The sequence below is a fragment of the Microbacterium trichothecenolyticum genome (genome assembly GCF_041938625.1).
Classification (GTDB): Bacteria; Actinomycetota; Actinomycetes; order Actinomycetales; family Microbacteriaceae; genus Microbacterium; species Microbacterium trichothecenolyticum_D.
This window is the reverse complement of the sequence record NZ_CP169427.1, coordinates 3,206,617-3,232,762: the sequence shown is the minus strand read 5'-3', so window position 1 is coordinate 3,232,762 and position 26,146 is coordinate 3,206,617. Positions and strand designations below refer to the sequence as shown.

24 protein-coding genes are annotated in these 26,146 nt (G+C 71.7%); 15 read left to right on the top strand and 9 right to left on the bottom strand.

Annotated features, from left to right (window positions below):
• The first annotated feature begins 207 nt into the window (after positions 1 to 207).
• Genes ACEYYH_RS14995 through ACEYYH_RS14985 form a run of 3 tightly spaced genes read left to right on the top strand, consistent with a single transcriptional unit; the run spans position 208 to position 6,327 of the window.
• Positions 208 to 1,047: a hypothetical protein gene (locus ACEYYH_RS14995; RefSeq protein ID WP_374975133.1), complete on the top strand. Its 840-nt coding sequence runs from the start codon at positions 208 to 210 to the stop codon at positions 1,045 to 1,047.
• Position 1,048: 1 nt separating this feature from the next.
• Positions 1,049 to 4,996, top strand: a complete 3,948-nt coding sequence (locus ACEYYH_RS14990; RefSeq protein ID WP_374975132.1) for a Pls/PosA family non-ribosomal peptide synthetase — start codon at positions 1,049 to 1,051, stop codon at positions 4,994 to 4,996.
• Entirely contained in the window at positions 4,993 to 6,327 is a 1,335-nt protein-coding gene (locus tag ACEYYH_RS14985) for a M1 family metallopeptidase (RefSeq protein ID WP_374975131.1), read from the top strand. Before ACEYYH_RS14990 ends, ACEYYH_RS14985 begins: the two co-directional genes overlap by 4 nt.
• On the opposite strand, the gene ACEYYH_RS14980 is transcribed toward ACEYYH_RS14985, so the two are convergent.
• The 4 genes from ACEYYH_RS14980 to ACEYYH_RS14965 all read right to left on the bottom strand — a co-directional run bounded on the left by ACEYYH_RS14980 (position 6,290) and on the right by ACEYYH_RS14965 (position 10,732).
• Positions 6,290 to 6,844 carry a chemotaxis protein CheY gene (locus ACEYYH_RS14980; RefSeq protein ID WP_374975130.1) on the bottom strand — a complete coding sequence of 185 codons (555 nt, stop codon included), beginning with the start codon at positions 6,842 to 6,844 and terminating at the stop codon, positions 6,290 to 6,292. The genes ACEYYH_RS14985 and ACEYYH_RS14980 overlap by 38 nt on opposite strands.
• Positions 6,844 to 7,782 carry an NUDIX domain-containing protein gene (locus tag ACEYYH_RS14975; RefSeq protein ID WP_374975129.1) on the bottom strand — a complete coding sequence of 313 codons (939 nt, stop codon included), beginning with the start codon at positions 7,780 to 7,782 and terminating at the stop codon, positions 6,844 to 6,846. The genes ACEYYH_RS14980 and ACEYYH_RS14975 overlap by 1 nt, the downstream gene beginning before the upstream one ends.
• Positions 7,779 to 9,944, bottom strand: a complete 2,166-nt coding sequence (locus ACEYYH_RS14970) for an RNA degradosome polyphosphate kinase (protein WP_374975128.1) — start codon at positions 9,942 to 9,944, stop codon at positions 7,779 to 7,781. Before ACEYYH_RS14970 ends, ACEYYH_RS14975 begins: the two co-directional genes overlap by 4 nt.
• An 89-nt stretch (positions 9,945 to 10,033) precedes the next feature.
• Positions 10,034 to 10,732 carry a DNA-binding response regulator gene (locus ACEYYH_RS14965; protein WP_374975127.1) on the bottom strand — a complete coding sequence of 233 codons (699 nt, stop codon included), beginning with the start codon at positions 10,730 to 10,732 and terminating at the stop codon, positions 10,034 to 10,036.
• Between the two features lie 140 nt (positions 10,733 to 10,872).
• Here ACEYYH_RS14965 and ACEYYH_RS14960 point away from each other — a divergent pair, with 140 nt between their 5' ends.
• The 4 genes from ACEYYH_RS14960 (at position 10,873) to ACEYYH_RS14945 (ending at position 14,155) form a co-directional block, all read left to right on the top strand.
• Positions 10,873 to 11,172: a hypothetical protein gene (locus ACEYYH_RS14960; protein ID WP_374975126.1), complete on the top strand. Its 300-nt coding sequence runs from the start codon at positions 10,873 to 10,875 to the stop codon at positions 11,170 to 11,172.
• 135 nt (positions 11,173 to 11,307) lie between these two features.
• A complete protein-coding gene (locus ACEYYH_RS14955) occupies positions 11,308 to 11,910 on the top strand; it encodes an FABP family protein (protein WP_374975125.1) in 603 nt (200 codons plus the stop codon).
• A gap of 14 nt (positions 11,911 to 11,924) precedes the next feature.
• Entirely contained in the window at positions 11,925 to 13,031 is a 1,107-nt protein-coding gene (locus ACEYYH_RS14950) for a YgfZ/GcvT domain-containing protein (RefSeq protein ID WP_374975124.1), read from the top strand.
• Between the two features lie 11 nt (positions 13,032 to 13,042).
• Positions 13,043 to 14,155, top strand: a complete 1,113-nt coding sequence (locus ACEYYH_RS14945) for an aromatic acid exporter family protein (RefSeq protein WP_374975123.1) — start codon at positions 13,043 to 13,045, stop codon at positions 14,153 to 14,155.
• An 18-nt stretch (positions 14,156 to 14,173) separates the two neighbouring features.
• Here the strand turns inward: ACEYYH_RS14945 and ACEYYH_RS14940 are convergent, their stop codons facing one another.
• A complete protein-coding gene (locus ACEYYH_RS14940) occupies positions 14,174 to 14,992 on the bottom strand; it encodes a class I SAM-dependent methyltransferase (protein WP_374975122.1) in 819 nt (272 codons plus the stop codon).
• A 69-nt stretch (positions 14,993 to 15,061) separates the two neighbouring features.
• Here ACEYYH_RS14940 and ACEYYH_RS14935 point away from each other — a divergent pair, with 69 nt between their 5' ends.
• Positions 15,062 to 15,811: a phosphoglyceromutase gene (locus tag ACEYYH_RS14935; protein ID WP_374975121.1), complete on the top strand. Its 750-nt coding sequence runs from the start codon at positions 15,062 to 15,064 to the stop codon at positions 15,809 to 15,811.
• Positions 15,812 to 15,915: 104 nt separating this feature from the next.
• Here the strand turns inward: ACEYYH_RS14935 and phoU are convergent, their stop codons facing one another.
• Entirely contained in the window at positions 15,916 to 16,596 is a 681-nt protein-coding gene (gene phoU / locus ACEYYH_RS14930; protein WP_374975120.1) for a phosphate signaling complex protein PhoU, read from the bottom strand.
• A gap of 165 nt (positions 16,597 to 16,761) precedes the next feature.
• Here phoU and ACEYYH_RS14925 point away from each other — a divergent pair, with 165 nt between their 5' ends.
• Together ACEYYH_RS14925 and ACEYYH_RS14920 are read left to right on the top strand one after the other, a co-directional pair.
• Positions 16,762 to 18,147: an ATP-binding protein gene (locus tag ACEYYH_RS14925; RefSeq protein ID WP_374975119.1), complete on the top strand. Its 1,386-nt coding sequence runs from the start codon at positions 16,762 to 16,764 to the stop codon at positions 18,145 to 18,147.
• Complete coding sequence (locus ACEYYH_RS14920) at positions 18,144 to 18,827, top strand: response regulator transcription factor (RefSeq protein WP_116196145.1); 684 nt, start codon at positions 18,144 to 18,146, stop codon at positions 18,825 to 18,827. The genes ACEYYH_RS14925 and ACEYYH_RS14920 overlap by 4 nt, the downstream gene beginning before the upstream one ends.
• A 67-nt stretch (positions 18,828 to 18,894) precedes the next feature.
• Here ACEYYH_RS14920 and ACEYYH_RS14915 read toward each other — a convergent pair whose 3' ends face one another.
• Positions 18,895 to 19,362, bottom strand: a complete 468-nt coding sequence (locus tag ACEYYH_RS14915; RefSeq protein WP_116196146.1) for a DNA modification methylase — start codon at positions 19,360 to 19,362, stop codon at positions 18,895 to 18,897.
• A gap of 145 nt (positions 19,363 to 19,507) precedes the next feature.
• Here ACEYYH_RS14915 and ACEYYH_RS14910 point away from each other — a divergent pair, with 145 nt between their 5' ends.
• The gene (locus ACEYYH_RS14910; protein WP_045298114.1) at positions 19,508 to 19,990 is read left to right on the top strand and encodes a CarD family transcriptional regulator; all 483 of its coding nucleotides are present in this window, start codon (positions 19,508 to 19,510) and stop codon (positions 19,988 to 19,990) included.
• Between the two features lie 106 nt (positions 19,991 to 20,096).
• The gene (gene ispD, locus ACEYYH_RS14905; protein ID WP_374975118.1) at positions 20,097 to 21,299 is read left to right on the top strand and encodes a 2-C-methyl-D-erythritol 4-phosphate cytidylyltransferase; all 1,203 of its coding nucleotides are present in this window, start codon (positions 20,097 to 20,099) and stop codon (positions 21,297 to 21,299) included.
• 96 nt (positions 21,300 to 21,395) lie between these two features.
• Here the strand turns inward: ispD and ACEYYH_RS14900 are convergent, their stop codons facing one another.
• Positions 21,396 to 21,863: a GNAT family N-acetyltransferase gene (locus ACEYYH_RS14900; RefSeq protein ID WP_374975117.1), complete on the bottom strand. Its 468-nt coding sequence runs from the start codon at positions 21,861 to 21,863 to the stop codon at positions 21,396 to 21,398.
• 56 nt (positions 21,864 to 21,919) lie between these two features.
• Positions 21,920 to 22,849: a DMT family transporter gene (locus ACEYYH_RS14895; protein WP_374975116.1), complete on the bottom strand. Its 930-nt coding sequence runs from the start codon at positions 22,847 to 22,849 to the stop codon at positions 21,920 to 21,922.
• 124 nt (positions 22,850 to 22,973) lie between these two features.
• On the opposite strand from ACEYYH_RS14895, the gene cysS reads away from it, so the two are divergent.
• From cysS to ACEYYH_RS14880, 3 genes are read left to right on the top strand one after another with little or no spacing between them, the layout of a single operon-like run.
• The gene (gene cysS, locus ACEYYH_RS14890; RefSeq protein WP_374975115.1) at positions 22,974 to 24,449 is read left to right on the top strand and encodes a cysteine--tRNA ligase; all 1,476 of its coding nucleotides are present in this window, start codon (positions 22,974 to 22,976) and stop codon (positions 24,447 to 24,449) included.
• Positions 24,449 to 25,444 carry a 23S rRNA (guanosine(2251)-2'-O)-methyltransferase RlmB gene (gene rlmB / locus ACEYYH_RS14885; protein ID WP_374975114.1) on the top strand — a complete coding sequence of 332 codons (996 nt, stop codon included), beginning with the start codon at positions 24,449 to 24,451 and terminating at the stop codon, positions 25,442 to 25,444. The genes cysS and rlmB overlap by 1 nt, the downstream gene beginning before the upstream one ends.
• A gap of 60 nt (positions 25,445 to 25,504) precedes the next feature.
• Positions 25,505 to 26,146, top strand: coding sequence for an NAD(P)-dependent oxidoreductase (locus ACEYYH_RS14880; RefSeq protein WP_374975113.1), 642 nt, complete (start codon positions 25,505 to 25,507; stop codon positions 26,144 to 26,146).

The following is a 26,146-nucleotide window of genomic DNA, read 5'->3' as shown; positions in this document are numbered from 1 at the left end:
CGGAACGGCCTTCGGGTTCGAACCCGGTGCGGGGTTCGCTCTGAAACGTAGGCTCGGACTCTTAAGAGACTGCGCTGTGCGGGTGAACGGAAGGTGAACGGGATGCCGCCATCCATGCGTCGGCATTGACACACGGAGCCCTGGCACCCCCGGAATTCCGCGAAGCGGACCGCCGGTCGTTCACCAGCGGGCGCTAAGGTTCGTCGCATGAGCAAGACCACCAAAGCACAGCGCAAGGCGCTCGGCGCGATCGAAGACGCGGAGTCGGCAGCCAAGAAGGCCCGCCGCCTCGCGAAGACCCTCCCGGGCAAGAGCGCCAAGAAGCTGCGCGAGGTCGCGGCCGAGACCGTCGACGATGTCGACGTCTCGAAGAAGGCCATCCGCAAGAAGCCGCGCAAGGTCGCGAAGAAGGCGCACCGCGCCGAAGAGCGCGTGCGCAAGGCCACCCGCGCCGCCGTCGCGAAGGCCGAGAAGAAGGCGCGTCTGCGCGCACAGGCCGAGCGTGCCGCCGCCGAGGCCGCGAAGGCCGCGGCGGAAGCCCAGGCGCGTGCCGCCGAGGCCAAGGCGCTGAGGAAGGCGGCCGCGAAGGCAGAGCGCGCTGCCGCCCAGGCCGAGCAGGAGGCGCTCGAGGCCGATCGCGTGCTCGAGGCCGAGCTCACCTCCGCAGAGGCGGAGACGGATGCTGACGCCACCGCAGTGCCGGAGCCCGCGGCCGCGGCGACCGAGGTCGAGAATGCGCCCGCCGAGGCTCCCGTCGTCGCGGAAGCTCCCGCCGGAGAAGAAGTTCCGGCCGGAGAAGAGGCATCGGCGGCAGAAGAGGCCCCCGCCGCTCCGGCGCCGAAGCCCCGCGCACCCCGCACCACGACGCCCACCCGCGCGCCGCGTGCGAAGACGCCTGCGAGCAGGCCGACCGCTGCTGCCGCAGCATCCGTTCCCTCCGATCTGAACACGCTGACCGTGGCGCAGCTGCGCGAGCGCGCACGCGCCGGTGGCCGGACCGGGTACTCGCGGCTCACCAAGGCCGAGCTGATCACCCTGCTGTCCTGACGTGATCTCGATCGATTCGCCGCCGGCCGTGCCGGCACCGCTGAGTCGCTCCGACGCGGCACCGGAGCCGCGCACGCTGCTTGACATCCTCCGCGCCACGGTGGAGCGCACGCCCGAGGCATCTGCTCTCGACGACGGTTCGGGAGCGCTCAGCTATCGCGAGCTGATGGCGCGCGTCGCGCGCACCGCCGCGCTGCTGCACGAGGCGGGTGTCCGCCGGGGCGACCGCGTCGGGGTGCGGATGCCGTCGGGCTCGAAGGAGCTCTACATCTCGATCCTCGGGATCATCGCCGCGGGTGCGGCGTACGTCCCGGTCGACGCCGACGACTCCGACGAGCGGGCGCAGCTCGTGTTCGGGGAGGCGCACGTCCACGGCGTCATCGGCGACGGCGGCGCCTACGTCCCCGCGGCGGCCGCGGACGGGCAGGAGCCCGCGGCCTTGTTCGGCGGCGCGGCGCCGCATCCGAGCACGCACGCGATCGTCACGGTGCCGCCGCCGACGATCGACGACGACGCGTGGATCATCTTCACCTCGGGGTCGACGGGGGTTCCCAAAGGCGTGGCGGTGTCGCACCGCTCCGCCGCCGCATTCGTCGACGCCGAAGCGCGCCTCTTCCTCCAGGGCGCGCCGCTCGGGCCGGGCGACCGTGTGCTGGCGGGCCTGTCGGTCGCGTTCGATGCCTCCTGCGAGGAGATGTGGCTCGCGTGGCGGCACGGCGCGTGCCTCGTGCCGGCGCCGCGCTCGCTGGTGCGTTCGGGCGAGGACCTGGCGCCGTGGCTCATCCGCCAGGCGATCACCGTCGTCTCGACCGTGCCGACGCTCGCCGCGATGTGGCCGGCCGACGCGATCGAGAACGTGCGCCTGCTCATCTTCGGCGGCGAGGCCTGTCCGCCCGAACTCGTCGCGCGACTCGTCGCCGACGGCCGCGAGGTCTGGAACACGTACGGTCCGACCGAGGCCACCGTCGTCGCATGCGCGGCGCTCCTCGACGGCGAAGGCCCGGTGCGCATCGGCCTCCCGCTCGACGGCTGGGCGCTGGCCGTGGTCGACGGCGACGACCGGCAGGTAGAGCCCGGCGGTCTGGGCGAACTCATCATCGGCGGCGTGGGCCTGGCCCGTTACCTCGATCCGGTCAAAGACCTCGAGAAGTACGCGCCGATGCCGACCCTCGGCTGGGAGCGCGCCTACCGCTCCGGCGACCTCGTCCGCTACGAGCCGGAGGGGCTCCTCTTCCAGGGCCGTGCCGACGACCAGGTCAAGGTCGGCGGGCGTCGCATCGAGCTCGGCGAGGTCGAGAACGCATTGCAGGAGCTTCCCGGGGTGACCGCCGCGAGCGCGGCTGTGCGCACGAGCGACGCGGGAGTCCCCGTCCTCGTGGGTTATCTCGTGGTCGACGGTGAACTCGACCGTGCCGCAGCCCGCGCGCACCTGGCCGAGCGTCTCGCCGCCGGCGTGATGCCGCTGCTCGCCGTCGTGCCGGACCTCCCGGTGCGCACCTCGGGCAAGGTCGACCGCGCCGCACTGCCGTGGCCGCTGCCCGACCTCGACAGCCCGCGCGCCGATCTGAGCCCCGACGAGGCGTGGCTCGCCGACCAGTGGCAGGCGGTACTCGGACTTCCGGTGCCGGACCGCAAGGCCGACTTCTTCGACCTCGGCGGCGGCTCGCTCGCCGCCGCGCAGCTCGTCTCGCGCATCCGCGCGCGCGTCCCCGACTTCTCGGTCGCCGACATCTACGACGTGCCACGCCTCGGGGCGATGGCCAAGGCTCTCCAGCCGTTCCTCTCACGCGAGGAGGCGGGGGACTTCCGGATGCCGGAGCCCACGCCCCGCACCACGCAATGGGTGCAGTCGCTCCTGGGCGCTCCGCTGTTCATCCTCTCCGGCGTCCGATGGCTCCTCTATCTCCTGACCGCGGGGGCGATCCTGCAGCTGTTCCCCGGATTCGAGGCGCTGCCCTCGGCGCCGTGGTGGCTGCTCATCGTCGGCCTGGTGATCTTCGCGACGCCGTTCGGCCGCATGGCGATCGCCGCGGCATCTGCTCGACTGCTCCTCGCGGGGCTGCGTCCCGGCGACTATCCGCGCGGCGGATCGGTGCACCTCAGGCTCTGGCTCGCCGAGCAGATCTCCGACCAGGTCGACGCGGTGGGTCTGGCCGGCGCGCCGTGGGTGTCGTACTACGCGCGCGCCCTGGGCGCCCGCATCGGCACGGATGTCGACATGCATACGCTTCCGCCGATCACCGGGATGCTGAAGGTCGGCGATCGCGCGTCCATCGAGCCCGAGGTCGACCTCAGCGGCTACTGGATCGACGGCGACCTCGTGCGCATCGGCGAGGTGCGCATCGGCGCCGACGCCACCGTCGGCACGCGCAGCACCCTCGCGCCCGGCACGCGGATCGGCCAGCGCGCTGAGATCGCGCCGGGCTCTGCCGTCTTCGGCCGTGTGCGGGCGAACCAGTCGTGGGCGGGCTCACCCGCCGTGCGCGTCGGCGGCACGAGCGAGGGGTGGCCCACCGAGCGTCCGCACGCCGCGCGCCGGTGGCTGTGGGCCTACGCGGCCTCGGCCGTGGCCCTCGGCCTCCTCCCCATCGTGAGCTTCGCGGCGGGAGGGGTGGTGCTCGCGATCGGCATGCGCGGCGCCCCCGACCTCACGAGTGCCCTCGGCGCGGCGCTCGTCTGGCTCGTGCCCGCGGTGCTCGTGACCGGCCTCGTCTACGCCGGCGCGGTCGTGCTGGGCGTCCGCCTCGCCGCGATCGGGCTCCACGAGGGCACCCACGCCGTGCGCAGTCGCATCGGGTGGCAGGCGTGGTCCACCGAGCGCCTGCTCGACTCGGCCCGCACGGTCCTGTTCCCGCTCTACTCGAGCCTGTTCACCCCGGTCTGGCTGCGTCTGCTCGGGGCGAGGGTCGGACACGACGTCGAGGCATCCACCGTCCTCCTCATCCCGGCGATGACGCGCATCGAAGACGGTGCGTTCCTCGCGGACGACACGATGGTCGCGTCCTACGAGATGCGCGGCGGATGGCTGCGGCTCGGCGAGGTGCGCATCGGCAAGCGCGCGTTCCTCGGCAACTCCGGTATGGCGTCGCCCGGGCACACTGTGCCGAAGGACGGCCTCGTCGCGGTGCTCTCGGCCGCGCCTGTCAAGGCGAAGGCGGGCTCGTCGTGGCTCGGCTCGCCGGCCACGCGCCTGCGCCGGCAGCCGAACGAGAGCGATGCGAGCCGCACCTACGATCCGCCGACGTCGCTGCGCGTCGCACGGTCGCTGTGGGAGATCTGCCGGTTCATCCCCGTCGTCGTCACCTGCGCCCTCGGTCTCCTGGTGCTGTTCGCGCTGGCCGCTCTCGTCGAGACCGTCGGCCCGTGGATCACCCTGCTGCTGTCGGGCGTGGTGCTCCTGGCCGCGGGTGCGCTCGCCGCCGGCATCTCGACCGTCGCGAAGTGGCTGTTCGTCGGACCGATCCGCGCGGGGGAGCAGCCGCTGTGGTCGAGCTTCGTGTGGCGCACCGAGGTGTCGGACACGTTCACCGAGATGCTGGCGGCGCCCTGGTTCGCGCGGGCGGCCGCCGGTACACCGGCGCTCGCGGTGTGGCTGCGCAGCCTCGGCGCCCGCATCGGGCGGGGCGTGTGGTGCGAGAGCTATTGGCTGCCCGAGCCCGACCTCGTGACGCTCGGCGAGGCATCCACGGTGAACCGGGGGTGCGTCGTGCAGACGCACCTGTTCCATGATCGAATCATGAGCATGGACACCGTCGAACTCGAACCCGGTGCAACGCTCGGGCCCCACAGCGTGATCCTTCCTGCCGCCTCGATCGGCGCCCACGCGACCGTCGGACCCGCGTCGCTCGTGATGCGGGGCGAGAGCGTGCCGGTCGGCTCCCGCTGGAGCGGCAATCCGATCGGACCGTGGCGCGCGGTGAAGGTGCGCGCGTACCAGTCGACGTCGTGATCGGCCCGGATCCGTACACGCCGCGCAGCGGCGACGACTCTTTCGATGTCGTCTCGTACGACCTCGATCTGCGCTACCGCGTCCACACGAACCGGCTCGAGGGCACCGCGCTCGTCAACGCGGTCGCGACCCAGCGGACCCGCTCGGTGCGGCTCGACCTCATCGGCCTGCGCGCGTCACGGGTGCGGGTGGACGGCGACGCGCGGACGAAGTTCACACAGGATGCTGCGGGCCTGCGCGTCACGCCGCCGCAGGCGCTGGAGGTGGGCGAGGAGTTCTCCATCGAGGTGCGCTACGCGGGGGCGCCGCGGCCACGGCGCTCCCGGTGGGGCATGATCGGGTGGGAGGAGCTGGAGGACGGCGTGCTCGTCGCCTCGCAGCCCGTCGGCGCGCCGACGTGGTTCCCCTGCAACGACCGCCCCGACGATCGGGCCAGGTTCCGCATCGCGATCACGACCGATCCCGAGTACACGGTCGCCGCGACCGGCGTGCCGCATCCGCCCGTGCGCCTCGGCGGGCTCACACGCTGGGAGTTCGTGTCGGAGGTGCCGACGGCGACGTACCTCGCCGCCGTCCACATCGGTCCCTACCGCGAGAGCGCGCTCGGGCCGGTGCGGCTGATGGCTCCGGCGCCGCTGGTGACCGCCGCCCGGCGGTGGTTCTCGGACGTGCCGCGCATCCTCGACTGCTTCGAGGAGGCGTTCGGACCGTACCCGCAGGAGGGCTGCACCGTCGTCGTCACCGCCGATCCCCTGGAGATCCCCCTCGAGGCGCAGGGGCTCGTCGTGTTCGGCGCGAACCACTTCGAGCCCGACGCCGCGCGCCTGGTGCCCCACGAGATCGCCCACCAGTGGTTCGGCAACAGCGTCGGCGTCGAGCGGTGGCGCGACATCTGGCTGAACGAGGGCTTCGCCTGCTACGCGGAGTGGCTGTGGTCGGAGGCGTCCGGCGGCCCCGATATCGCGACCCTCGCCGACGAGCACCACGCGCGCCTCCAGGCGCTGCCGCAGGACCTCGTCATCTCGGACCCGGGCCCCGCGCTCATGTTCGACGACCGGGTCTACAAGCGCGGCGCGCTGACGCTCGAGGCGCTGCGCCGCAGGGTCGGCGCCGACGTGTTCGCGGACCTGCTGCACACGTGGGTGCGCGAGCACCGGCATGCGCTGGCCAGCACCGAGGCCTTCCGCGACTGCGTCGCGCGGGTCGCGGGCGCGGCGGCGGCCGCCCTGCTCCGGGACTGGCTCGACACCGCGGCGCTCCCGCCGCTGCCCGCGCGGCTGCCGCCACCCGCGGTCAAGCGGTGGGCGAGGCCCCCGGGCTCTCGCGACTGAGCACCGCCACGCTCACGAGGATGCCGGGCGGGCCGGGCACGTCCCACCCGGTGTAGACGTCGCCGTCGGGAACGGCCGCCGTCCATCCATCCGCCGCCGGCACGACGTCGACCGTCGCGGGCTCGACCCGCAGGCCCCGGCCGTCGGCCTTCAGCGTCGCCTCGACGCGGACCCAGTCCCTGACGGTGGCGTCACCGTCGCCGAGCACCCCCGTCATGCCTGCCGCGTCGCGGCGCGCGTCGAGCTCGGGCTCGGCGTCGATGCCGAGGGCCGCCGCGTCCCGGGTCGCCGCCACGGCCGCGATCGCGTACCCGCCCGCATACGTGACGCTCGCGACGAACGGGGCGCGGGCGACGACCACCGGGCCGTGCGGTCCGCCGCAGCGCGGGCACGGATTCTCGAGATCGGCGCCGGCGGGCAGCAGCTCCGCCAGCAGCCGCCATGCGTGATCGCGCCGGGGTGAGCCGGGCGGCACCGCGGCCCACGCGATGTCGACGATCGACGCGGCAGGCGCCATCACACCTTCGGCTCGTGGGTCTCGATCGTGACGATGCCCGAGCCCGGGTTCTCGACCGACAGGTGCACCACGGAGAACGCGGCGGGCTCCAGGGCCGACGCGCTGCCGAGATAGGAGCCCCGAAGCGTCCCGGTCGCCAGGGCGAGCTCGCTCAGGATGTCGGGAAGCACCGGCCCGTGGCTGCACAGCACGGCGGGCTTGCGTGCGCGCACCCGCTCGCCGATCACCGTGCGCGCATCGGACGTGCCGTCCTCCCACGCGTCCTGGCTGATGAGCTTGTTCGTGTCGATCTCGCGCCCGATAGCGGCTGACAGCGGCGCGACGGTCTTCACGCAGCGGGCGGCCGGACTCGACACGATCCGCCGGACGCCGAAGGCGCGGAGGGGGCCGACGATGGAGGCGGCCTGCCTGCGGCCGCGCGCGGCGAGGGGGCGCGCAGCATCCTTCCCCTTCCATTCCTCACGGGCGACCGCCTTGGCGTGCCGCAGCGCGACGATGGGGAACGTCCGCAGCACGCCCTCGTCGACGAGCCGGATGAAGTTCTCCAGGATCTCGGTGTCGACGGGGTAGCTGAGCCGCTTCAGCGCCTTCTTCGGCGAGACCCACTCGATCGCCGCGATCTCTTTGTTCGGCACGAACGCAGAACCGCGGATCGCGGCATCCGTCGCCTCTGCGGCCCAGTAATGGACGATCTTGATGCGCTTGCTCGGAAGGTGGTAGCGCGACACCCCGACGGGCACGCCGAGCGAGACGCGGATGCCGGTCTCTTCGTGGATCTCGCGCACCGCCGTCTCGGCGAGCATCTCGCCGGGGTCGACCTTGCCCTTGGGAAGGGTGACGTCCCGGTACTTCGTGCGGTGGATCAGGAGCACGCGCAGCTTGTCGTCGACGACACGCCAGACGACGCCCCCGGCCGCGTAGACGGCCGTCTCGGTCATCGCACCGCCCGCGCCCGCCGGCGGCGCTGCACATTGACCATCGTGCGGTCCTGCAGATCGAGGAGCGGCTTGCCCTCCTCGTCCGCGCTGTGCCTCACCCATTCCCCGTCGGGGCCGAGGTGCCACGAGCTCGTCGAGTCGCTCATCGACAGCGTGAAGAGGTCGTTGAGCTCCTTCACGTGGGCGGGCGCGACCACCCGCACCAGCGCCTCGACGCGGCGGTCGAGGTTGCGGTGCATCATGTCGGCGCTGCCGATGTACACGACGGGGTCGCCGTCGTTGTGGAAGGCGAAGATGCGCGAGTGCTCGAGGTAGCGGCCCAGGATCGAGCGCACCGTGATGTTCTCGCTCATGCCCGCGACACCCGGCTTGAGCGAGCAGATGCCGCGGACGCAGACCTCCACCTTCACCCCGGCCTGGCTCGCCCGGTACAGGGAGTCGATGATCTGCTCGTCGACCATCGAGTTGACCTTGATGCGAACGCTCGCGGGCTTTCCGGCCAGCGCGTTGCGGCGTTCTTTGTCGATGAGGCGGAGGAGGCCTTTGCGCAGGTGCAGCGGCGCGACGAGCAGGCGCTTGAACTTCTTCTCGATCGCGTAGCCGCTCAGCTCGTTGAACAGGCGCGTGAGGTCGCGGCCCACCTGGTCGTCGGCGGTGAAGAGGCCGAAGTCCTCGTAGATGCGGCTCGTCTTGGGGTTGTAGTTGCCCGTGCCGACGTGGCTGTAGCTGCGCAGCACCCCGTTCTCCTCGCGGATCACGAGGGCGAGCTTGCAGTGGGTCTTGAGGCCGACCAGGCCGTAGACGACGTGGACGCCGGCCTTCTCGAGCTTGCGCGCCCAGACGATGTTGTTCGCCTCGTCGAAGCGCGCCTTGATCTCGACGAGTGCGAGGACCTGCTTGCCCGCCTCGGCGGCGTCGATCAGCGCCTCGACGATGGGGCTGTCGCCCGACGTGCGGTACAGCGTCTGCTTGATGGCGAGGACGTGCGGATCCTTCGCGGCCTGCTCGAGGAACGCCTGCACGCTCGTCGCGAACGACTCGTAGGGGTGGTGCACGAGCACGTCTCCCTTGCGGATCGAGGCGAAGATGTCGGGTCGCTCGTTGTTGTCGCCCGGCTGGAACGCCAGCGCCGTCGTCGGCAGGTGCGCCTTGTAGTGCAGATCGGGACGGTCGATGCGCGACAGGTCGAACAGGCCGCGCAGGTCGAGCGGGCCGGGGAGCCGGTAGACCTCCTGCTGGGTGATGTCGAGCTCCTTGATGAGGAGGTCGAGCGTCACGTCGTCCATGTCGTCGGTGATCTCGAGGCGGATCGGCGGGCCGAAGCGGCGCCGCAGCAGCTCGGCCTCGAGCGCCTGGATGAGGTTCTCGGTCTCGTCCTCCTCGATCACGACGTCCTCGTTGCGGGTGAGGCGGAAGGCGTGGTGGTCCAGCACCTCCATGCCGGGGAAGAGGTCGTCGAGGTGGTTGGAGATGAGGTCTTCGAGCGGCAGGTAACGCACCGCGCCGTCGGCGGGCGGCAGCTCGACGAAGCGCGGGAGCATCGGCGGAACCTTGAGACGCGCGAACTCCTGGCGCCCGGTTCGGGCGCTGCGGATGCGGATCGCGAGGTTGAGCGAGAGGCCCGAGATGTACGGGAACGGGTGCGCCGGGTCGACCGCGAGCGGCATGAGCACCGGGAACACCTGCGCCTGGAAGTAGTCGTACAGCGCCTCGCGCTCGCTCCGGTCCAGCGACTCGTACGAGACGACCTGGATGCCGGCCGCCGCCATCGCCGGCTTGACGAGCGAGGTCCACGCCTCGGCGTGGCGCAGCTGCAGCTTGTGGGCGTCGGCGGAGATGTCGGCGAGCACGTCGGCGGGGGAGCGGCCCACGTTCGTCGGGAGCGCGAGGCCGGTGACGATGCGGCGCTTGAGGCCGGCGACGCGGACCATGAAGAACTCGTCGAGGTTGCTGGCGAAGATCGCCAGGAAGTTCGCCCGCTCGAGCGTGGGGAGGTTCGGATCCTCGGCGAGCTCGAGCACACGCTGGTTGAAGGCGAGCCAGCTCAGCTCGCGATCCAGGTAGCGGTGGTCGGGAAGCTGCGAGTCGAAGACCTCCGAGAGGTCGAAGTCGTCGTCGTCCGCATCGCCCAGGCCGGCGTCGAGCACCTCGGGTTCGATCATCCCTTCATCATTGCAGGGTGACGTGACGAGAGTGTGAACGAAGTGTCGCGCGCGTGAACGAGCGGAGTGCGCCCGACGGGCCCCGCCGGTCAGGCGTCGGTGCGCTCGCGGGAGGCGGGCTCGGGCTCGTCCTCGTAGACGTTGAAGCGGTAGCCCACGTTGCGCACGGTGCCGATGAGCTGCTCCATGTCGCCGAGCTTCGCGCGCAGGCGCCGCACGTGCACGTCGACCGTGCGCGTGCCGCCGAAGTAGTCGTAGCCCCACACCTCGCTGAGCAGCTGCTCGCGGGTGAAGACGCGCGAGGGGTGCGTCGCGAAGAAGTGGAGGAGCTGGAACTCCTTGTAGGTGAGGTCGAGCGGACGCCCGTGCACCTTGGCCGAGTACGACGACTCGTCGATCGTGATGCCCGAGGTCTGGATGCGCGTCGAGACCTGCTCGGCCGACTGGCGGCCGACGGCGAGGCGGATGCGGGCGTCCACCTCGGCGGGGCCGGCGGTGAAGAGGATGACGTCGTCGACGCCCCAGTCCGGCGACACGGCGGTCAGGCCGCCCTCGGTCACGATGAGCAGCAGGGGTGCGTCGAGGCCCGTGGTGTTGAGGATCTTGCACAGCGACTTCGCGCCGACGAGGTCGACGCGGGCGTCGACGAAGATGACGTCGGCGCTCGGCGCGTTGACGAGCTGAGCGGGTTCGGCGGGGATCAGGCGCACGCGGTGGCTCAGCAGTTCGAGCGAGGGCAGGACAGGGCCGCCTCCGTGTGTGGAACTGAGAACCAGGAGCTGTGCCAATGGATCGCCTTCCCGGCGCAGGGGGGTGCGCCGCGAACCCCAGTGTAGGGCGTGGGCGAGGGGCGCTCGATGCGCATGTCGTCCGCCGACACGCCGCCGCCCGCGTCGCGGCGGTGCGCCGCGCGGGTCCATGCGCGATGATGGGACGCGTGGCCGTGCCTGAACTCGCCCCTCGCCGCACCATCGGCGGCATCGTCGCCGTCTGGGTGCTGGCGGCGCTGATCGCGATCGTCGTCGGCGTGTTGGCGGCGCCAGAGTGGCGCGCCGCGTGGCTGGGCGTCGGATTGGGCGGATGCCTCATCGCGGGGTTCGCGATCCAGCTCTGGTCGGGTCGGTCGCAGGGATTCACCGAGCGCGTGGCGGCGAGTGTCCTGGGTGCTGCCCTCGTGATGGGCGTCATCAGCCTGGGGTTCGGTCTGGCCGCTCTCGTTCCCGGCTAGACTCCCTCATATGGATACCGTCGCGCTCGAACTGTTCTTCGTGGGCCTGCTCGGTCTGGCGTCTCTGGCGATCGTCTTCGTCTCCGCCGTCGTCGTCAAGAACCTCTACCGCGGCCAGCGCTGACAGGCCCGGTCGTGCTCGACATCCCGACCGACCTTCCGGCGGAGCTCGTCCCGCTGTCGTGGCTCATCGGAGTGTGGGAGGGCACCGGCGTCATCGACTACGGCGACCACACCTACACGGGCGAGTTCACGCACCGCGTCAGCTTCAGCCATGACGGCGGCGACTACCTGAACTACTCGGCCGACGCCTGGCTGCATGACGCCGACGATCCCGAGAAGCGCACCCGCCTGGTGGCCGAGCTCGGCTACTGGCGCCTCGCGCTGACGGCCACCGACGCCGATGCCGGCCCGGGTCTTCTTCCCGCGCTCGCCGCTCCGGTCGCCCGCACGACCGACGACATCGAGCAGCTGCGCAACGCCGACGGGGGCTTCGACCTCGAGGCGGCCCTCGTGCACGCCGACGGCGTCAGCGAGCTCTACCTCGGCCAGATCAAGGGCCCCCGGATCGACATCGCGACGGACGCCGTCGTGCGGCCCGCCGGCGCGAAGTCGTACGCGGCGGCGACGCGCATGTACGGGCTCGTCGACAACCACCTGCTGTGGGCGTGGGACATCGCGGCCCTCGGCTTCGAGCTCGGCGCGCACGCGTCCGCCCGCCTCGCCCGAGCGGAATGAACGGAAGTGCAGTGATGGCGACCCCGTTCGCTTCCCTACCCGGTGCCGTCGTCGACGACGGCGGTCTGCAGCACCTCGGCAACCCGCTCGTCGAGCAGCGCCGGCTCGCCGCGGGCGCGGCTCTCGTGTCCCGCGCCGACCGTGCCGTCATCGCGGTCCCGGGCGAAGACCGCCTCACCTGGCTCGACTCGCTCTCGTCGCAGGCCCTGACGCGTCTTGCCCCCGGCGTCGGCACCGAGTTCCTGATCCTCGACCCGCAAGGACACGTCGAGCACGCGGCATCCGTCCTCGATGACGGTGAGACCACCTGGCTCATCGCCGATCGCGCCGACGTCGAGGGACTGTTCGGCTGGCTGCGCAAGATGCGGTTCCGCCTGCGCGTCGACCCGCGCATCGCGGACGACGAGAATGCGGTGATCGGCGGCACGGCCGCGGCGCTCGAGCGCATCTCGCCCGCGACTCCCGCCGGGGTGCCCCTGGTGTGGCGTGACCCGTGGCCGTCGGTCACGCCGGGCGGTCACGCCTACGCGCCGGTCGACCCCCACCCGGGTGCGGATCGCGACTGGGCCGAGGCGATCGTCACGCGTGACGAGGAGCAGCGGATCGCGGATGCTGCGGCCCGGGGCGAGCTCGAACTCGCCGGTCTCGTGGCGGCCGACGCGCTGCGCGTCGCCGCGTGGCGCCCGCGATGGACCACGGACGTCGACGAGCGCGCGCTGCCGCACGAGCTGGACTGGCTGCGCACCGCGGTCCACCTCGATAAGGGCTGCTACCGCGGGCAGGAGACGATCGCCAAGGTGCACAACCTCGGGCACCCGCCGCGGCGCCTCGTCGCGCTGCAGCTGGACGGTTCCGGCAGCGTGCTCCCCGAACACGGTGCGGCCGTGCGCCTCGGCGACACCGAGGTCGGCATCGTGACCTCCGCGGCGCTGCACTACGAAGAAGGTCCGATCGCACTCGCGGTCGTCCGTCGCACGACCCCGGTCGACGCGGCGCTCACGGTCGACACCGCCGACGGCCCGGTCGCGGCGGCGCAGGAGGTCGTCGTGCCGCCGGATGCCGGCGCCACGGCGAACGTGCCGCGCATCACGCGCCTGTCGCGCCGCGCGGCGGCCCAGTAGAGGATCCGGCGGTGAGCGGCGACGGCGACACCGCCGCGATCACCCAGGTGGTGCCCACGGGCTGGCGCGCCCGGCTGGATCTGCGCCCGCAGCTGTCACGCGTGCGCGGCTCGGCGCTCGCGATCGTGCAGATCACGGTCGCGGCGACCGCCGCGTGGGCGTTCGCACACTACGTCCTCGGGCATCCGGCGCCGCTGCTCGCGGCCACCGTGACGATCACCAGCCTCGGCCTCGTGCGTGACGCGCGCCCCCGGCGCGTGCTCGAGACGGTCGTCGGGATGCTGGTCGGCATCCTCGTCGCCGAGGGCTTCGTGGTGCTCGTCGGCCCGGGGTGGTGGCAGCTGGCGCTTGCCCTCGGCGTGACCCTGCTGGTCGCCCGATTCCTCTCTCCGTACCCGCCGTTCGCGATCATGGCGGGCGTCCAGGCGTGCATCGTGATGTCGCTGCCGGCGACCGAGCCGTTCTCCCGGCTCATCGACGGCGCCGTGGGCGGCGTCGCCGCCCTCGCGGTGACCGCACTGATCCCGCGAAATCCCCGCCGGGAGGAGGCGCGCGACGGCCACGCCGTGTTCGCGGCGGCGGACGCCGCGGCACGCACGATCGTGCAGGCGCTGCGACGGGGCGATGCGCTGCGCGCCGCCCGGGGTCTCGAGAAGGCGCGGGCGATCGCCCCGCGCATCGACGAGTGGCGCGCCTCGCTGGACTCCGGCCTCGCCGTCGCCGCCTTCTCGCCGTGGCTGCGCCCGCAGCGCGCCGAGCTGCGCCGCCACCACGCGGTGCTGCAGGCGATGGACTTCGCCACCCGCAACCTCCGTGTCGTCGCGCGTCGCGCGGTCTACCTGTGCGACGACGGCCAGCGGCGTCCGGTCCCGGCCGAGGTGCTCGCCGAGCTCATGCGCGCCGCCGAGCTGGTGGGCGAGAGCCTCGACGACATCTCGCTGCAGCCCGCCGCCCGCGAAGCGGTGCGCGCGGTCGCCGTGCGGCTGGATCCGGCGCAGATCCTCCCGGACGGGTCGCAGGGCGAGCAGAACCTCATCACGGCGATGCGGCCGTTCGCGGTCGACCTCCTCACCGCGACCGGCATGCCGTCGGCCGAAGCGCGTGCCGTGCTGCCTCGCGTGTGACCGACCGAGCGGCGCGACTCAGCTCGGGGACACGGCATCCCACGGCACGGTGACCTCGCCGAGGCGCCACCGCGACCGTTCGAGGATCGGCCAGCCGGCGGCGGCCAGCGCCGACAGTGCCGTGCGCCATCGATGCACCGGACCGAAGGGGGACACACTCGCCGCCCGCTCCCACTCCGTGTCGAGGGCCGTGAGGAACATGTGCACCCGCTCCCCGGGGACGTTGCGGTGGATGAGGGCCTTCGGGAGCCGCTCCGCGGCGATGGACGGATGCTGCAGCCCCGCCAGTCGCAGCGACACCGTGAGGGTGCGCGGCGCGGCGTCGGGGCCGATCGCGGCCCACGTCGCGATGCGGCCGATCTCGTCGCACGTGCCCTCGACGAGAAGTCCGTCGGGTGCAAGGCGCGCGCACATCGTCGCCCACGCCGCTGCGACCTCCGACTCGTCGTACTGCCGCAGCACGTTGAACGCCCGGACGACCGCGGGTCGGCGCGCGCCCGGGACGGGTACCTCGAATCCGCCGCGCGCGAACGAGACGCGGGCGTCGGAGGCGAACGACGTGGCGCCGGCGCGCACCTGCTCGAGCTGAGCCCGCGCCCGCGAGACGCGCGCGGGATCGATCTCGAGGCCCAGCACCTCGACGTCGGGCCGTGCGCGGACCAGGCGCGCGTACAGCTCCAGCGCCGTCACGCCGCTCGCGCCGTAGCCGAGGTCGACCACGAGCGGGTCCGCCGCGCGGCGGAGCGCGGGGTGCCGCGCGATCCAGCGGTCCACGCGCCGCAGCCGATTGGTGCCGGTGGTGCCGCGCGTGATCTGCCCGACCGGTCCCCGCGCCATGCCTCCATGATGCCAGCCGTGCCGTCACAGCATCCGGGGGCGACACCCGGCGCGGATATCATGGGGCGCATGACCGCGCCCTACACGCTGATCCTCCTCCGACACGGCCAGAGCGAGTGGAACAAGACCAACCAGTTCACGGGCTGGGTCGACGTCCGCCTCACCGAGCAGGGCAAGGCCGAAGCCCAGCGCGGCGGCGAGCTGCTCGCCGAGTCCGGCATCCTCCCCGACGTGCTGCACACCTCGGTGCTCAGCCGCGCCATCCAGACCGCCGACATCGCGCTCGACGCCGCCGACCGCCTCTGGATCCCCGTGAAGCGCTCGTGGCGCCTGAACGAGCGCCACTACGGCGCCCTGCAGGGCAAAGACAAGGCGCAGACGCTCGCAGAATTCGGCGACGAGCAGTTCATGCTGTGGCGTCGCTCGTTCGATGTGCCGCCGCCCCCGCTTCCCGCCGACGACCCGTACAGCCAGGTCGGCGACCCGCGCTACGTGGGCATCGACGGCGAGGTTCCCGACACCGAGTCGCTCAAGATCGTCATCGACCGCATGCTGCCGTACTGGCACAGCGACATCGTCCCCGACCTCAAGGCCGGCAAGACCGTGCTCGTGACGGCGCACGGCAACTCGCTGCGCGGCCTCGTGAAGCACCTGGACGGCATCAGCGACGCCGACATCTCCGAGCTCAACATCCCCACGGGCATCCCGCTGGTCTACCGCCTCGACGAGAACCTGGAGCCCCTCGGCCCGGGCGAGTATCTCGACCCCGAGGCCGCCGCCGCCGGCGCCGCCGCGGTCGCGAACCAGGGCAAGGCCTGATCTCGCAGACGACGGAAGAGCGGATGCCTCCCCACGAGGCATCCGCTCTTCCTTTTCTTCGTCTTCGCAGCGGCAGCCCCCAGCTGCAGGCCGCGTGACGGGCTTTACAGAGACGGGGTGACGACGTCGATCGTGTCGGTGCTCGAGGTCCAGTCTCCGGTGGAGAGGTAGGCGACCTTCTTCGCCACCGACACCGCATGGTCGCCGAAGCGCTCGTGGTAGCGGCTGGCGAGCGTGGCGTCGACGGTGGCGGACGGATCGCCCTGCCAGCTGTCGCTGAGCACCTTCTCGAACACCGAGACGTGCAGCTCGTCGAGGTTGTCGTCGGCGTTACGGATCTCATCGATGAGGTCGCCGTCCTGCGTGCGCAGCAGCTCGGTGAGCTGGCGCGCGGCCTCGACATCGAGCTCGCCCATCTTGAGGAACGTGGACTTGAGGCCCTTGGGGATGGCCCGCTCGGGGAAGCGCATGCGGGTGAGCTGGGCGATGTGCTCGGCGATGTCGCCCATGCGCTCGAGCGATGCGCTCATGCGCAGTGCACTGACGACGATGCGGAGGTCGCGCGCGACCGGCTGCTGGCGGGCGAGGATCTCGATCGCGAGCTCGTCGAGCGCGACGGCCTTCTCGTCGATGACGGCGTCGGCCTCGATGACCTCCTCCGCGAGGGCCACGTCGCTCGTGCCGAACGCGCGCGTCGCCTTGTCGATGGCGATCGTGACGAGCTCGGCGATCTCGACGAGACGCCCCTGCACGTCCTCGAGGGACTGGTGGAAGACTTCGCGCATTCCGACGCACCTTTCATGGTCTGGGAGGGCTTGCGCCCGCGCCCGGCCGATTGTCGCCAGGGAAGGTTAACGGACGGTGCCCCCGTGGTGAACAGTACCCGGCATGGGCGCCCGGGGCTCCGTGACCGTCCGTCATCGCGTCGGGCGTGCCCCTACGCTGGTGGCATGGACACGACGCAGCTCGCGCTGCTCGCCCTCCTCGCGGGGATCATCATCGGCGGTTCGATCTCCGCCGTCGTCGTCGCGTCGATGCGGGCACGCGACCGTGCGCACGCGCAGACATCGGTCGAGATCCCGGACGGCGTGCGCGGAGTCCTCCACGGCATGGACGACCCGGCGGTCGTCGTCGACGCATCGTTCACCGTCCTCGCGGCATCTTCCGCGGCGGCGGCGTTCGAGCTGCTCGAGGGCGGCACACTGCCCACCGACGAGCTGCGCACTCTCGCGCGCCGCGTGCGCACCGGCGACGCGGAGTCCACCGAGTCGAGCGCCACCGAGACGATGCGACTGCGCCGCGGCGCCCCGCCGGCTGAGCCGCGCCTCGTGGCCGTGCGCGCGTCGCGCATCTCGCCCCGGCTCACCCTCCTCGTGCTGCGCGACATCTCGGAGCGCGAACGGGTGGAGGAGATGCGGCGCGACTTCGTGGCGAACACGAGCCACGAGCTGAAGACACCCGTCGGTGCCGTGAGTCTGCTCGCCGAGGCGATCGAGTCGGCCGCCGACGACCCGCCGCAGGTGCGGATCTTCGCGACGCGGCTGCAGGCCGAGGCGAACCGGCTCGCGCTGCTGACGTCGCGCATCATGAATCTGTCGCGGCTGCAGGCTGCGGACGAGCTCCCGCGGCAGGATGTGTCGATCGACGAGGTCGTCGCGTCCGCGCTCGATGCGCACGCGATCCAGGCGGACTCGGCCGGCGTCGAGGTGATGCGGGGTGGAGCGCGGGGACTGTACGTCCACGGCGACGCGCAGGTGCTGAGCGAAGCCGTCGGCAACCTCATCGCGAACGCGATCGCCTACTCACCGCGGGGCTCGAGCGTCGGCGTCGGCATCAAGGCAGTCGATCGCATCGTCGAGATCGCCGTGACCGATCGCGGCATCGGGATCGCCGAAGGGGAGCAGGACCGGGTCTTCGAGCGCTTCTACCGATCCGACCCCGCACGGGCACGCCGCACCGGTGGCAGCGGCCTGGGACTGTCGATCGTCAAGCATGCGGTGCAGCGCCACGGCGGCGAGGTGCGCCTGTGGTCGCGTCCCGGCCGCGGATCGACCTTCACCATCCGCCTGCCTCAGATCGACGCGCCCGCCCTCGAGCCGGCGCCCAAGCGCGGGCGCAAGAAGAAGCGGCCGGTCGCCGCTGACGTGCCGGCTGCCGAGGCCGCGTCCGTCGCAGCGCCTGCCCTGTCGGCGGTCGACCCCGCCCCGGCCCCGAAGAGCGCGCCGACAACGAAGCACACTCCCGCACGGGCCGCCAAGTCCGCCGCCTCACAGACTCCCGCCGGTCCTGCCGGCGGCAAGAACCCCGCATCCGTCGCGAATGGAGACCCCGCATGACCCGCGTCCTGATCGTCGAGGACGAGCCAGACCTCGCCGACCCGCTCGCTTACCTCCTTCGCCGCGAAGGCTACGAGGTCGAGATCGCCGAGGACGGCCCGACCGCCCTGACCGCCTTCCGCGAGCGCGGCGCCGACATCGTGCTGCTCGACCTCATGCTGCCCGGGATGCCGGGCACGGAGGTGTGCCGCCAGATCCGGATCAACTCCGCCGTTCCCATCATCATGCTCACCGCGAAGGACTCCGAGGTCGACATCGTGGTGGGCCTCGAGCTCGGCGCGGACGACTACGTCACCAAGCCGTACTCCGCCCGTGAGCTGCTCGCGCGCATGCGCGCGGTGCTGCGCCGGTTCTCGCAGATCGACGCCGACCTCGAGGATCGGGTGCTGGAGGGCGGCCGGGTCGTCCTCGACATCGACCGTCACACCGTCGCGGTCGAAGGCGGGGAGATCAACATGCCTCTCAAGGAATTCGAGCTGCTCGAGGTGCTCATGCGTAACGCCGGCCGCGTGCTCACGCGCGGCCAGCTCATCGACCGCGTGTGGGGGAGTGACTACTTCGGCGACACGAAGACGCTGGACGTCCACATCAAGCGCATCCGCTCCCGCATCGAGAAGAACCCGGGCTCGCCCGAGATGCTGGTGACCGTGCGCGGGCTCGGCTATCGCTTCGAGGGCTGACGCACCACAGACACGGAAGAGGGCGTCCCTTGGTGGGGCGCCCTCTTCCGTGTCTGTGCGAGCCCGCTCAGGGAGCGAGCGGCGCGAGGTAGTCCAGAGTGCCGTCCAGCACGGGCACGGAGGCCAGTGCGCCCTCGGAGTCGCCGGACTGGAAGAACGTGGTGACGTCGGTGCCGGGGAGGGCGTCGAGGTCCTCGACGAGCAGCGGCTCGTCCTCGTCGGAGCCGAGGCTCACGGTCGTGTTCGCCGGCACCCGCACGGTCAGGGTGGGGCCGCTCTCGCCGAACTCGATGTTCAGCGTGTGCGAGTCCTCGGTCTGGTTGATGAGGGCGGCGACGAAGTTGCCCTCGGAGCCGTCCTCGTTCGCGACGATCTGGGCGTTGCGCACCTCGATGGGGCCGGCCTCGTGGACGTTGGTGCCCTCCGCGGCCGAGTAGGGGATCGTGGTCGCCTGCGGCGAGATCATGCTGCACCCGGTCGTCGTGAGGACGAGTGCGCCCCCGATGGCCAGCGACGCGATGAGGCGGCGATTCACGGATCCTCCATAAGACGGATGACGGTTCTTCAGCATTCTAGGGGCTCGCGATGGACCGCGCGGAGCACCGCTTCGGCCGGAGGGCGGAGAACCTTAGCGTATTTCGCCTGTGGTATCCTGGAGGTTGCCGAAAGGACATAACTCCATGCTTTTTGAGGTTGGCGAGACGGTCGTCTACCCCCACCACGGGGCGGCTACGATCATCGAGGTCAAAGACCGGATCATCAAGGGCGAGACGAAGAAGTACCTGAAGCTCAACGTCACGCAGGGTGATCTCATCATCGAAGTCCCCGCAGAGAACGTCGACCTGGTCGGCGTCCGAGACGTCATCGGCAAGGAGGGCCTCGACAAGGTCTTCGAGGTGCTGCGTGCTCCCTTCACGGAGGAGCCGACCAACTGGTCGCGCCGCTACAAGGCGAACCTCGAGAAGCTCGCCTCCGGTGACGTCATCAAGGTCAGCGAGGTCGTGCGCGACCTCTGGCGCCGCGATCAGGACCGCGGCCTGTCGGCCGGAGAGAAGCGCATGCTCGCCAAGGCGAAGCAGATCCTGATCTCCGAGCTCGCCCTGGCCGAGAAGACCGACGAGGAGAAGGCGAGCGTCCTTCTCGACGAGGTCCTCGCGAGCTGAGACTCCTGGAACGGCGCCCTACGGGGCGCCGTTCTGCTGTGTGCGCCCGATTCCGCAGGGACCGGCCGTGCGCGGCGCCCCCCGGCGATCGCGATAGCGTGAACGGGTGAGCATCACTCCCGTGCCGCGCGTCGGCGTCATCGTCGTGGCCGCCGGATCCGGCACCCGCCTGGGGGCCGGAGAGCCGAAGGCATTCGTCGGCATCGACGGGAGCAGCATCCTGCGGCACGCCCTGGAGGGTGTGTTCGCCGCCCCGCTCTCGCAGGTCGTGATCGTCGCACCCGTCGGGCGCGAGGGCGACGCCCTGAGCGAGGCGCTGGCTACCGCGGGGGAGCGTCGCGACCTGGTGTCGGTGGTCGCGGGCGGCGACACCCGGCAGGCCTCGGTGGCCGCCGGTCTGGCGGCACTGTGGGCCGATGTCGAGGTCGTGCTGGTCCACGATGCGGCGCGCGCACTCACCCCGCCCGAGGTCTTCGAGCGCGTCATCGACGCGATCGACGGCGGCGCGGCAGGCGCGATCCCCGTGCTGCCGGTGATCGACACCATCAAGCGCGTGGCGGGCGACGAGGTCGTCGCCGCGGTCGATCGTGCCGAGCTCGCCGCCGCACAGACGCCACAGGGCTTCGGGCGAGATGTGCTCGACGCGGCATATGACGCCGCCGTCGAGGACTTCACGGACGACGCCGCCCTGGTCGCGGAGGCCGGGCATGCGGTCGTGGCCGTGCCGGGGCATCCGCTCGCCTTCAAGATCACCACCGCCGCAGACCTCGACCGTGCCCGCCACCTGATCGCCGAGCCCGTGCCACACGCCGCGGCGCACCTCGGCAGCGGTCCTGCGCTCCCGCGCGTCGGCGTCGGCACCGACGTCCACGCGTTCGGCGGCGCGGGCACGCTGTGGCTCGCGGGGCTCGAGTGGCCGGGCGAGGCCCCGCTGTCGGGACACTCCGACGGGGACGCCGTCGCCCACGCGATCGTCGACGCGCTGCTCGCCGCTGCGGGTCTCGGCGACATCGGCACGCACTTCGGCACCGAACACCCCGAGTACGCCGGCGCGCATGCCGACGCGTTCCTCACGCGCACCGTCGCGCTCCTCGGAGAAGCGGGCTGGCGCGTCGGCAACGTGTCGGTGCAGGTTCAGGCCAATCGTCCGCGCTTCGCCGCGCGCCGTACCGAAGCTGAGCGGGCGCTCTCGGCCGCGCTCGGCGGTGCGGCGGTGTCGGTGTCGGCGACGACCACCGATGGCCTCGGCTTCACCGGGCAGGGTGAGGGCGTGTCAGCTTTCGCGGTCGCCCTCGTCGTCCCGGCCTGACGGCCCTCGTCGCCTCGCCGTCCTCTCGCTTCACTTGCGCTCGTCAGAAGGAGCAATCGGCGCATGCAGCGCAAGTGAACTGATTCAGGAAGCGGGTCAGAGAGTGCGGGTCATGAAGACCGAGAACGGGTCGAGGGCGTAGTCCCCGAAGGGGCCGCAGTACACGAAGCCCTCGCTCTCGTAGAGGCGCTGGGCGGGGACGAAGTCCTCCGTGGTGCCGGTCTCGAGCCACAGGCTCGACATGCCCCGGTGCCGGGCGGCCTCGACGATGTGGCGCAGCAGCGCGCGGCCGACGCCGGCGCCGCGGAACCGGTCGTCCGCGCGCATCGACTTGATCTCGCCCCGGTCGGCGTCGAGTGCTTTCAGCGCGCCCACGCCCGCGAGCTCGCCGTCGATCCAGGCCGTCCAGACCGACAGGGACGGATGCCGCAGCGCATCGATGTCGAGGGCATGCACGCTCTCGGGAGGAGACGTGTCGTGCATCCCCTCGAGGTGGAGGGCGATGAGGCGCCGGGTGGCTTCGCCGGTCAGGTCGTCGGTGCGGATCTCGATGGTGCGCTGCATGTCGCGCCCAGTGTGCCAGGCGCCGGTTTCCACCGTGTTTCCCGCCGCCGGGGGCCTCACGCCTCGACGGCGTAGGGAGCGGGGTCGCGCGGGGCGCGGGACCCCCACGCGAGGAGCGCGAGCCCCGCGGCGAGGACGACGAGTCCGACGATCGCGAGCGCCGACAGCCGCTCGCCGAGCACGACGATGCCGAGCACACTCGCCGTCAGCGGTTCGCCGAGGGTGAGGGTCGCCGCCGCGGCCGCGGTGAGTCCGCTGAGCCCCCAGGTGAACAGCACGTACGCGATCGAGACGGTCGCGAGTCCCAGCCAGAGCGTCATCACCACGCCCGACGTCGTGCCGAGCCAGGCCACGTCGACGAAGGGCAGCGCGAACGCGCAGATCATCGCCGAGCTCGCACCCATGGCGCCGACGACGGTGAAGGGATCCCAGCCGTCGTCGAGCAGCCGACGCTGGGCGTTGGCGATCACCGCGAACGAGGCGCCCGCGCCGATGGATCCGAGCAGCCCCAGCGGATCCGTTCCGCCGCCCGCGCCCGCCGCGCCGCCCAAGCCGAGCAGCACCACACCGATCGTCGCGAGGGCGGTCGCGCCCATCCACGTGAGTGTCGGCATCCGACGTGTCAGCGCCCACTCCAGAAGACCCGCGAGGATCGGTGCGGAGCCGAGGGCGACGACAGTCCCGACCGCGACGCCATTGCGCTCGGTGCCGAGGAAGAACAGGGGCTGGTACAGCGCGAGGCACGCGCCCGTCAGGACCATGAGCAGGACGGGACGCAGGCCCCATCGCGGGCGGACCGTGCCCGCCGGCCGGTGCCGGGCGTGGCGCGCGGCGAGCGAGAAGGCGATGATCGCCAGACCGGTGCCGCCGATCACCATGCGCATCACGCCGATCGACAGGGGAGTGGTGCCGTCGGGGCCGAGCGCCTGCGAGGTGCCGGTCGTGCCGAACAGCAGCGCGGCGGCGAGGACGGCGAGCGCATGCACCCACTGTTTATACCCGAGTCGGCGCGCTCCGCCGGCATGCCCCTATCCGAATCGGTGCCTTCCGCCCGCGTGCCCCCACAGGTCTCTCAGGGGTCGCCGTGGTGCCCGCCGGTAGGCTGGTGCGGTGACGGTTCAGCTGTACGACACCAAGGCGCAGACCCTGCGCGATTTCGTGCCCCTCGACCCCGGAAACGTCACGATCTACGTATGCGGTCCGACGGTGCAGTCCGGTCCCCACATCGGGCACCTGCGCGGTGCGCTGAGCTTCGACATCCTGCGCCGCTGGCTCACCCACCGCTACGGCCGCGTCACCTTCGTGCGCAATGTCACCGACATCGACGACAAGGTGCTCGCGAACGCCACGGATGGCGAGCCCTGGTGGGCGCTCGCGTACCGCATGGAGCTCGAGTTCACCCGCGCGTACACCGCGATCGGCATCCTCCCGCCGACCTACGAGCCGCGGGCGACGGCGTCGATCCCGCAGATGCAGGAGCTCATCCAGCGGCTCGTCGAGGCGGGTCATGCCTATGCCGCGGCCCGGGACACGGATGCTGCGGGCGACGTCTACTTCGACGTCCGGTCGTGGTCCGACTACGGGTCGCTCACGAACCAGTCGATCGACGCGATGGAGCCGGCCGCGGACGCCGATCCGCGTGGCAAGCGCGACCCCCGCGACTTCGCCCTCTGGAAGGGCGCGAAAGCCGACGAGCCGGCATCGGCGACCTGGGCTTCGCCGTGGGGCGCGGGCCGCCCGGGCTGGCACATCGAGTGCTCCGCGATGGCGCGCCGCTACCTCGGCGCGGAGTTCGACATCCACGGTGGCGGGCTCGACCTGCGCTTCCCCCACCACGAGAACGAGCTGGCGCAGTCCACGGCGGCCGGCGACGGCTTCGCACGGTACTGGGTGCACAACGGCCTCGTGACCGTCGGCGCGCAGAAGATGTCGAAGTCGCTCTTCAACTTCGTCCTCGCCGAGGACCTGCTCCGCGAGCGCGACCCCCTCGTGGTGCGCTACGCGCTCGCCGCGGCGCACTACCGGTCCAGCCTCGACATCACCCCGTCGACGTTCGACGAGGCCGAGGCGGCGCTCGAGCGCATCCGCACCTTCCTCGAGCGCGCGATCCGGATGCTGCGCACCACGGAGGACGTACGAGTGGATGCTGCAGTCCCCGCCGCGTTCGCCGCAGCACTGGACGACGACCTCGGCGTGCCCCAGGCGCTCGCGGTGCTGCACGAGACCGTGCGTGACGGCAACTCCGCACTCGACGCGGGCGACCGCGACGCGGCGCTTCGGGCGTTCGCCGACGTCGCCGTCATGGCGGGCGTGCTCGGCATCGACCCCCTCGACCCGCACTGGCGGTCGACCGACGCCTCGGCCGAGGCATCCGCTCTCGACGCACTGGTCAAGACGATGATCGCCCAGCGCGCCGATGCGCGCGCGGCGAAGGACTGGGCGGCAGCCGACCGCATCCGCGACGCGATCGCGGCGGCCGGCATCGCCCTCGAAGACGGTCCCGACGGGACGCACTGGAGTGTCGCCGACTCTTCTCGCCCGGCGGAGAGCAACGGACGGGCCGCGGCCCGCATGAAGGAGAACTGATGGCCAAGCCAGGACGCCCCGGCGCCAGCAAGAGCAGCAAGAAGGGTCCCACCAAGGGCACCGGCGGAAAGAACAAGCGGTCCCTCGAGGGTCGCGGGCCCACACCCAAGGCGGAGGACCGCGCGTGGCACCCCGCCGGCAAGCGCAAGGCCGCCGCTGAGCGGTACGCGGCCGCCGGCGGCAAGGGCAAGCCGGGCCAGCCGGCTCCGCGCTCGTCGCGCCCCGCGAAGAAGGACGACGACACCGAGACGGTCACCGGCCGCAACTCGGTGCTCGAGGCGCTGCGCGCCAAGATCCCCGCGACCGCTTTCTACATCGCGCAGCGCGTCGAGATGGACGACCGCGTCAAGGAGATGCTGGCCATCGCCACGCACCGCGACATCCCCGTGCTCGAGGTGACCCGCCCCGAGCTCGACCGCATGGCCGGGTTCGACGGCGTGCACCAGGGTGTCGCGCTCAAGGTGCCGCCGTACGAGTACGGCCACCCGCAGGACCTGCTCGAGCAGGTCATCGACTCGGGGCAGACCCCGCTGTTCGTCGCGCTCGACGGCATCACCGACCCGCGCAACCTGGGCGCGATCCTCCGCTCCACCGCCGCCTTCGGCGGGCAGGCGGTCATCGTGCCGCAACGCCGCTCGGCCAGCGTCAACTCGGCCGCGTGGAAGACGAGTGCGGGCGCGGCCGCGCGCGTGCCGGTCGCCCTCGCCTCGAACCTCACCGCGATGCTCAAGGACTTCAAGAAGCAGGGCGTGTTCGTGCTCGGCCTCGATGGCGGCGGAGACGTCTCGCTTCCGGAGCTGGAGCTCGCCGACCGTCCCGTCGTGATCGTGGTGGGCTCTGAAGGCAAGGGCCTCTCGCGCCTGGTCACCGAGACCTGCGACCAGATCGTGTCGATCCCGATCTCGTCGGCCACCGAATCGCTCAACGCCGGGATCGCGGCATCCGTCGCCCTGTACCAGGTCTCGACGATCCGGGGCGCCGCCCGTCCCGCCTGAGTCCGCCCCATCTTGCAGAGCCGGCGCACGCCGGCGAGACCCTACGTCGAAAGGCAGCACATGGCACGCATCGCCGTCATCGGAGGCTCGGGATACGCCGGCCGTCACATCGTCGGCGAGGCGGTGAGCCGGGGGCACAGCGTCCTGTCGATCGCGCGGCGCATCCCCGCCGAGCGCCATGCCGGGGCGATGTACATCGAGGGGTCGCTCACCGATGTCCCCGATCTGCTCGCCCAGATCGAGGGCGTCGACGTCGTCGTCTCGGCGGTCGCTCCGCGCGGCGAGATGCAGGGCCTGGTGCGTCCGAACATCGCAGCGCTGGCGAGCCTTCTTCCCGACGGTGTGCGCCTCGGCGTGATCGGCGGCGCCGGCGGCAGCCTCGTGACGGAGGGCGGCGAGCGGGTCGTCGACCTGCCCTCCTTCTCCGAGGACTACAAGGCGGAGGCGCTCGAGGCGATCGGCGTCCTCGAGGACCTCAAGGAGGGTCCCGAGTCCCTGGACTGGTTCTATATCCACCCGGCCGGCGGCTTCGGGGCCTACAACCCGGGGGAGCGCACCGGCGAGTACCGCACCGGCGGCGACGTGATCGTCACCGACGCCGAGGGGGAGTCGTACATCTCCGGCGAGGACCTCGCCGTGGCTGTCGTCGACGAGATCGAGAACCCGCAGCACCCCCGCAAGCGGTTCACCGTCGGTTACTGA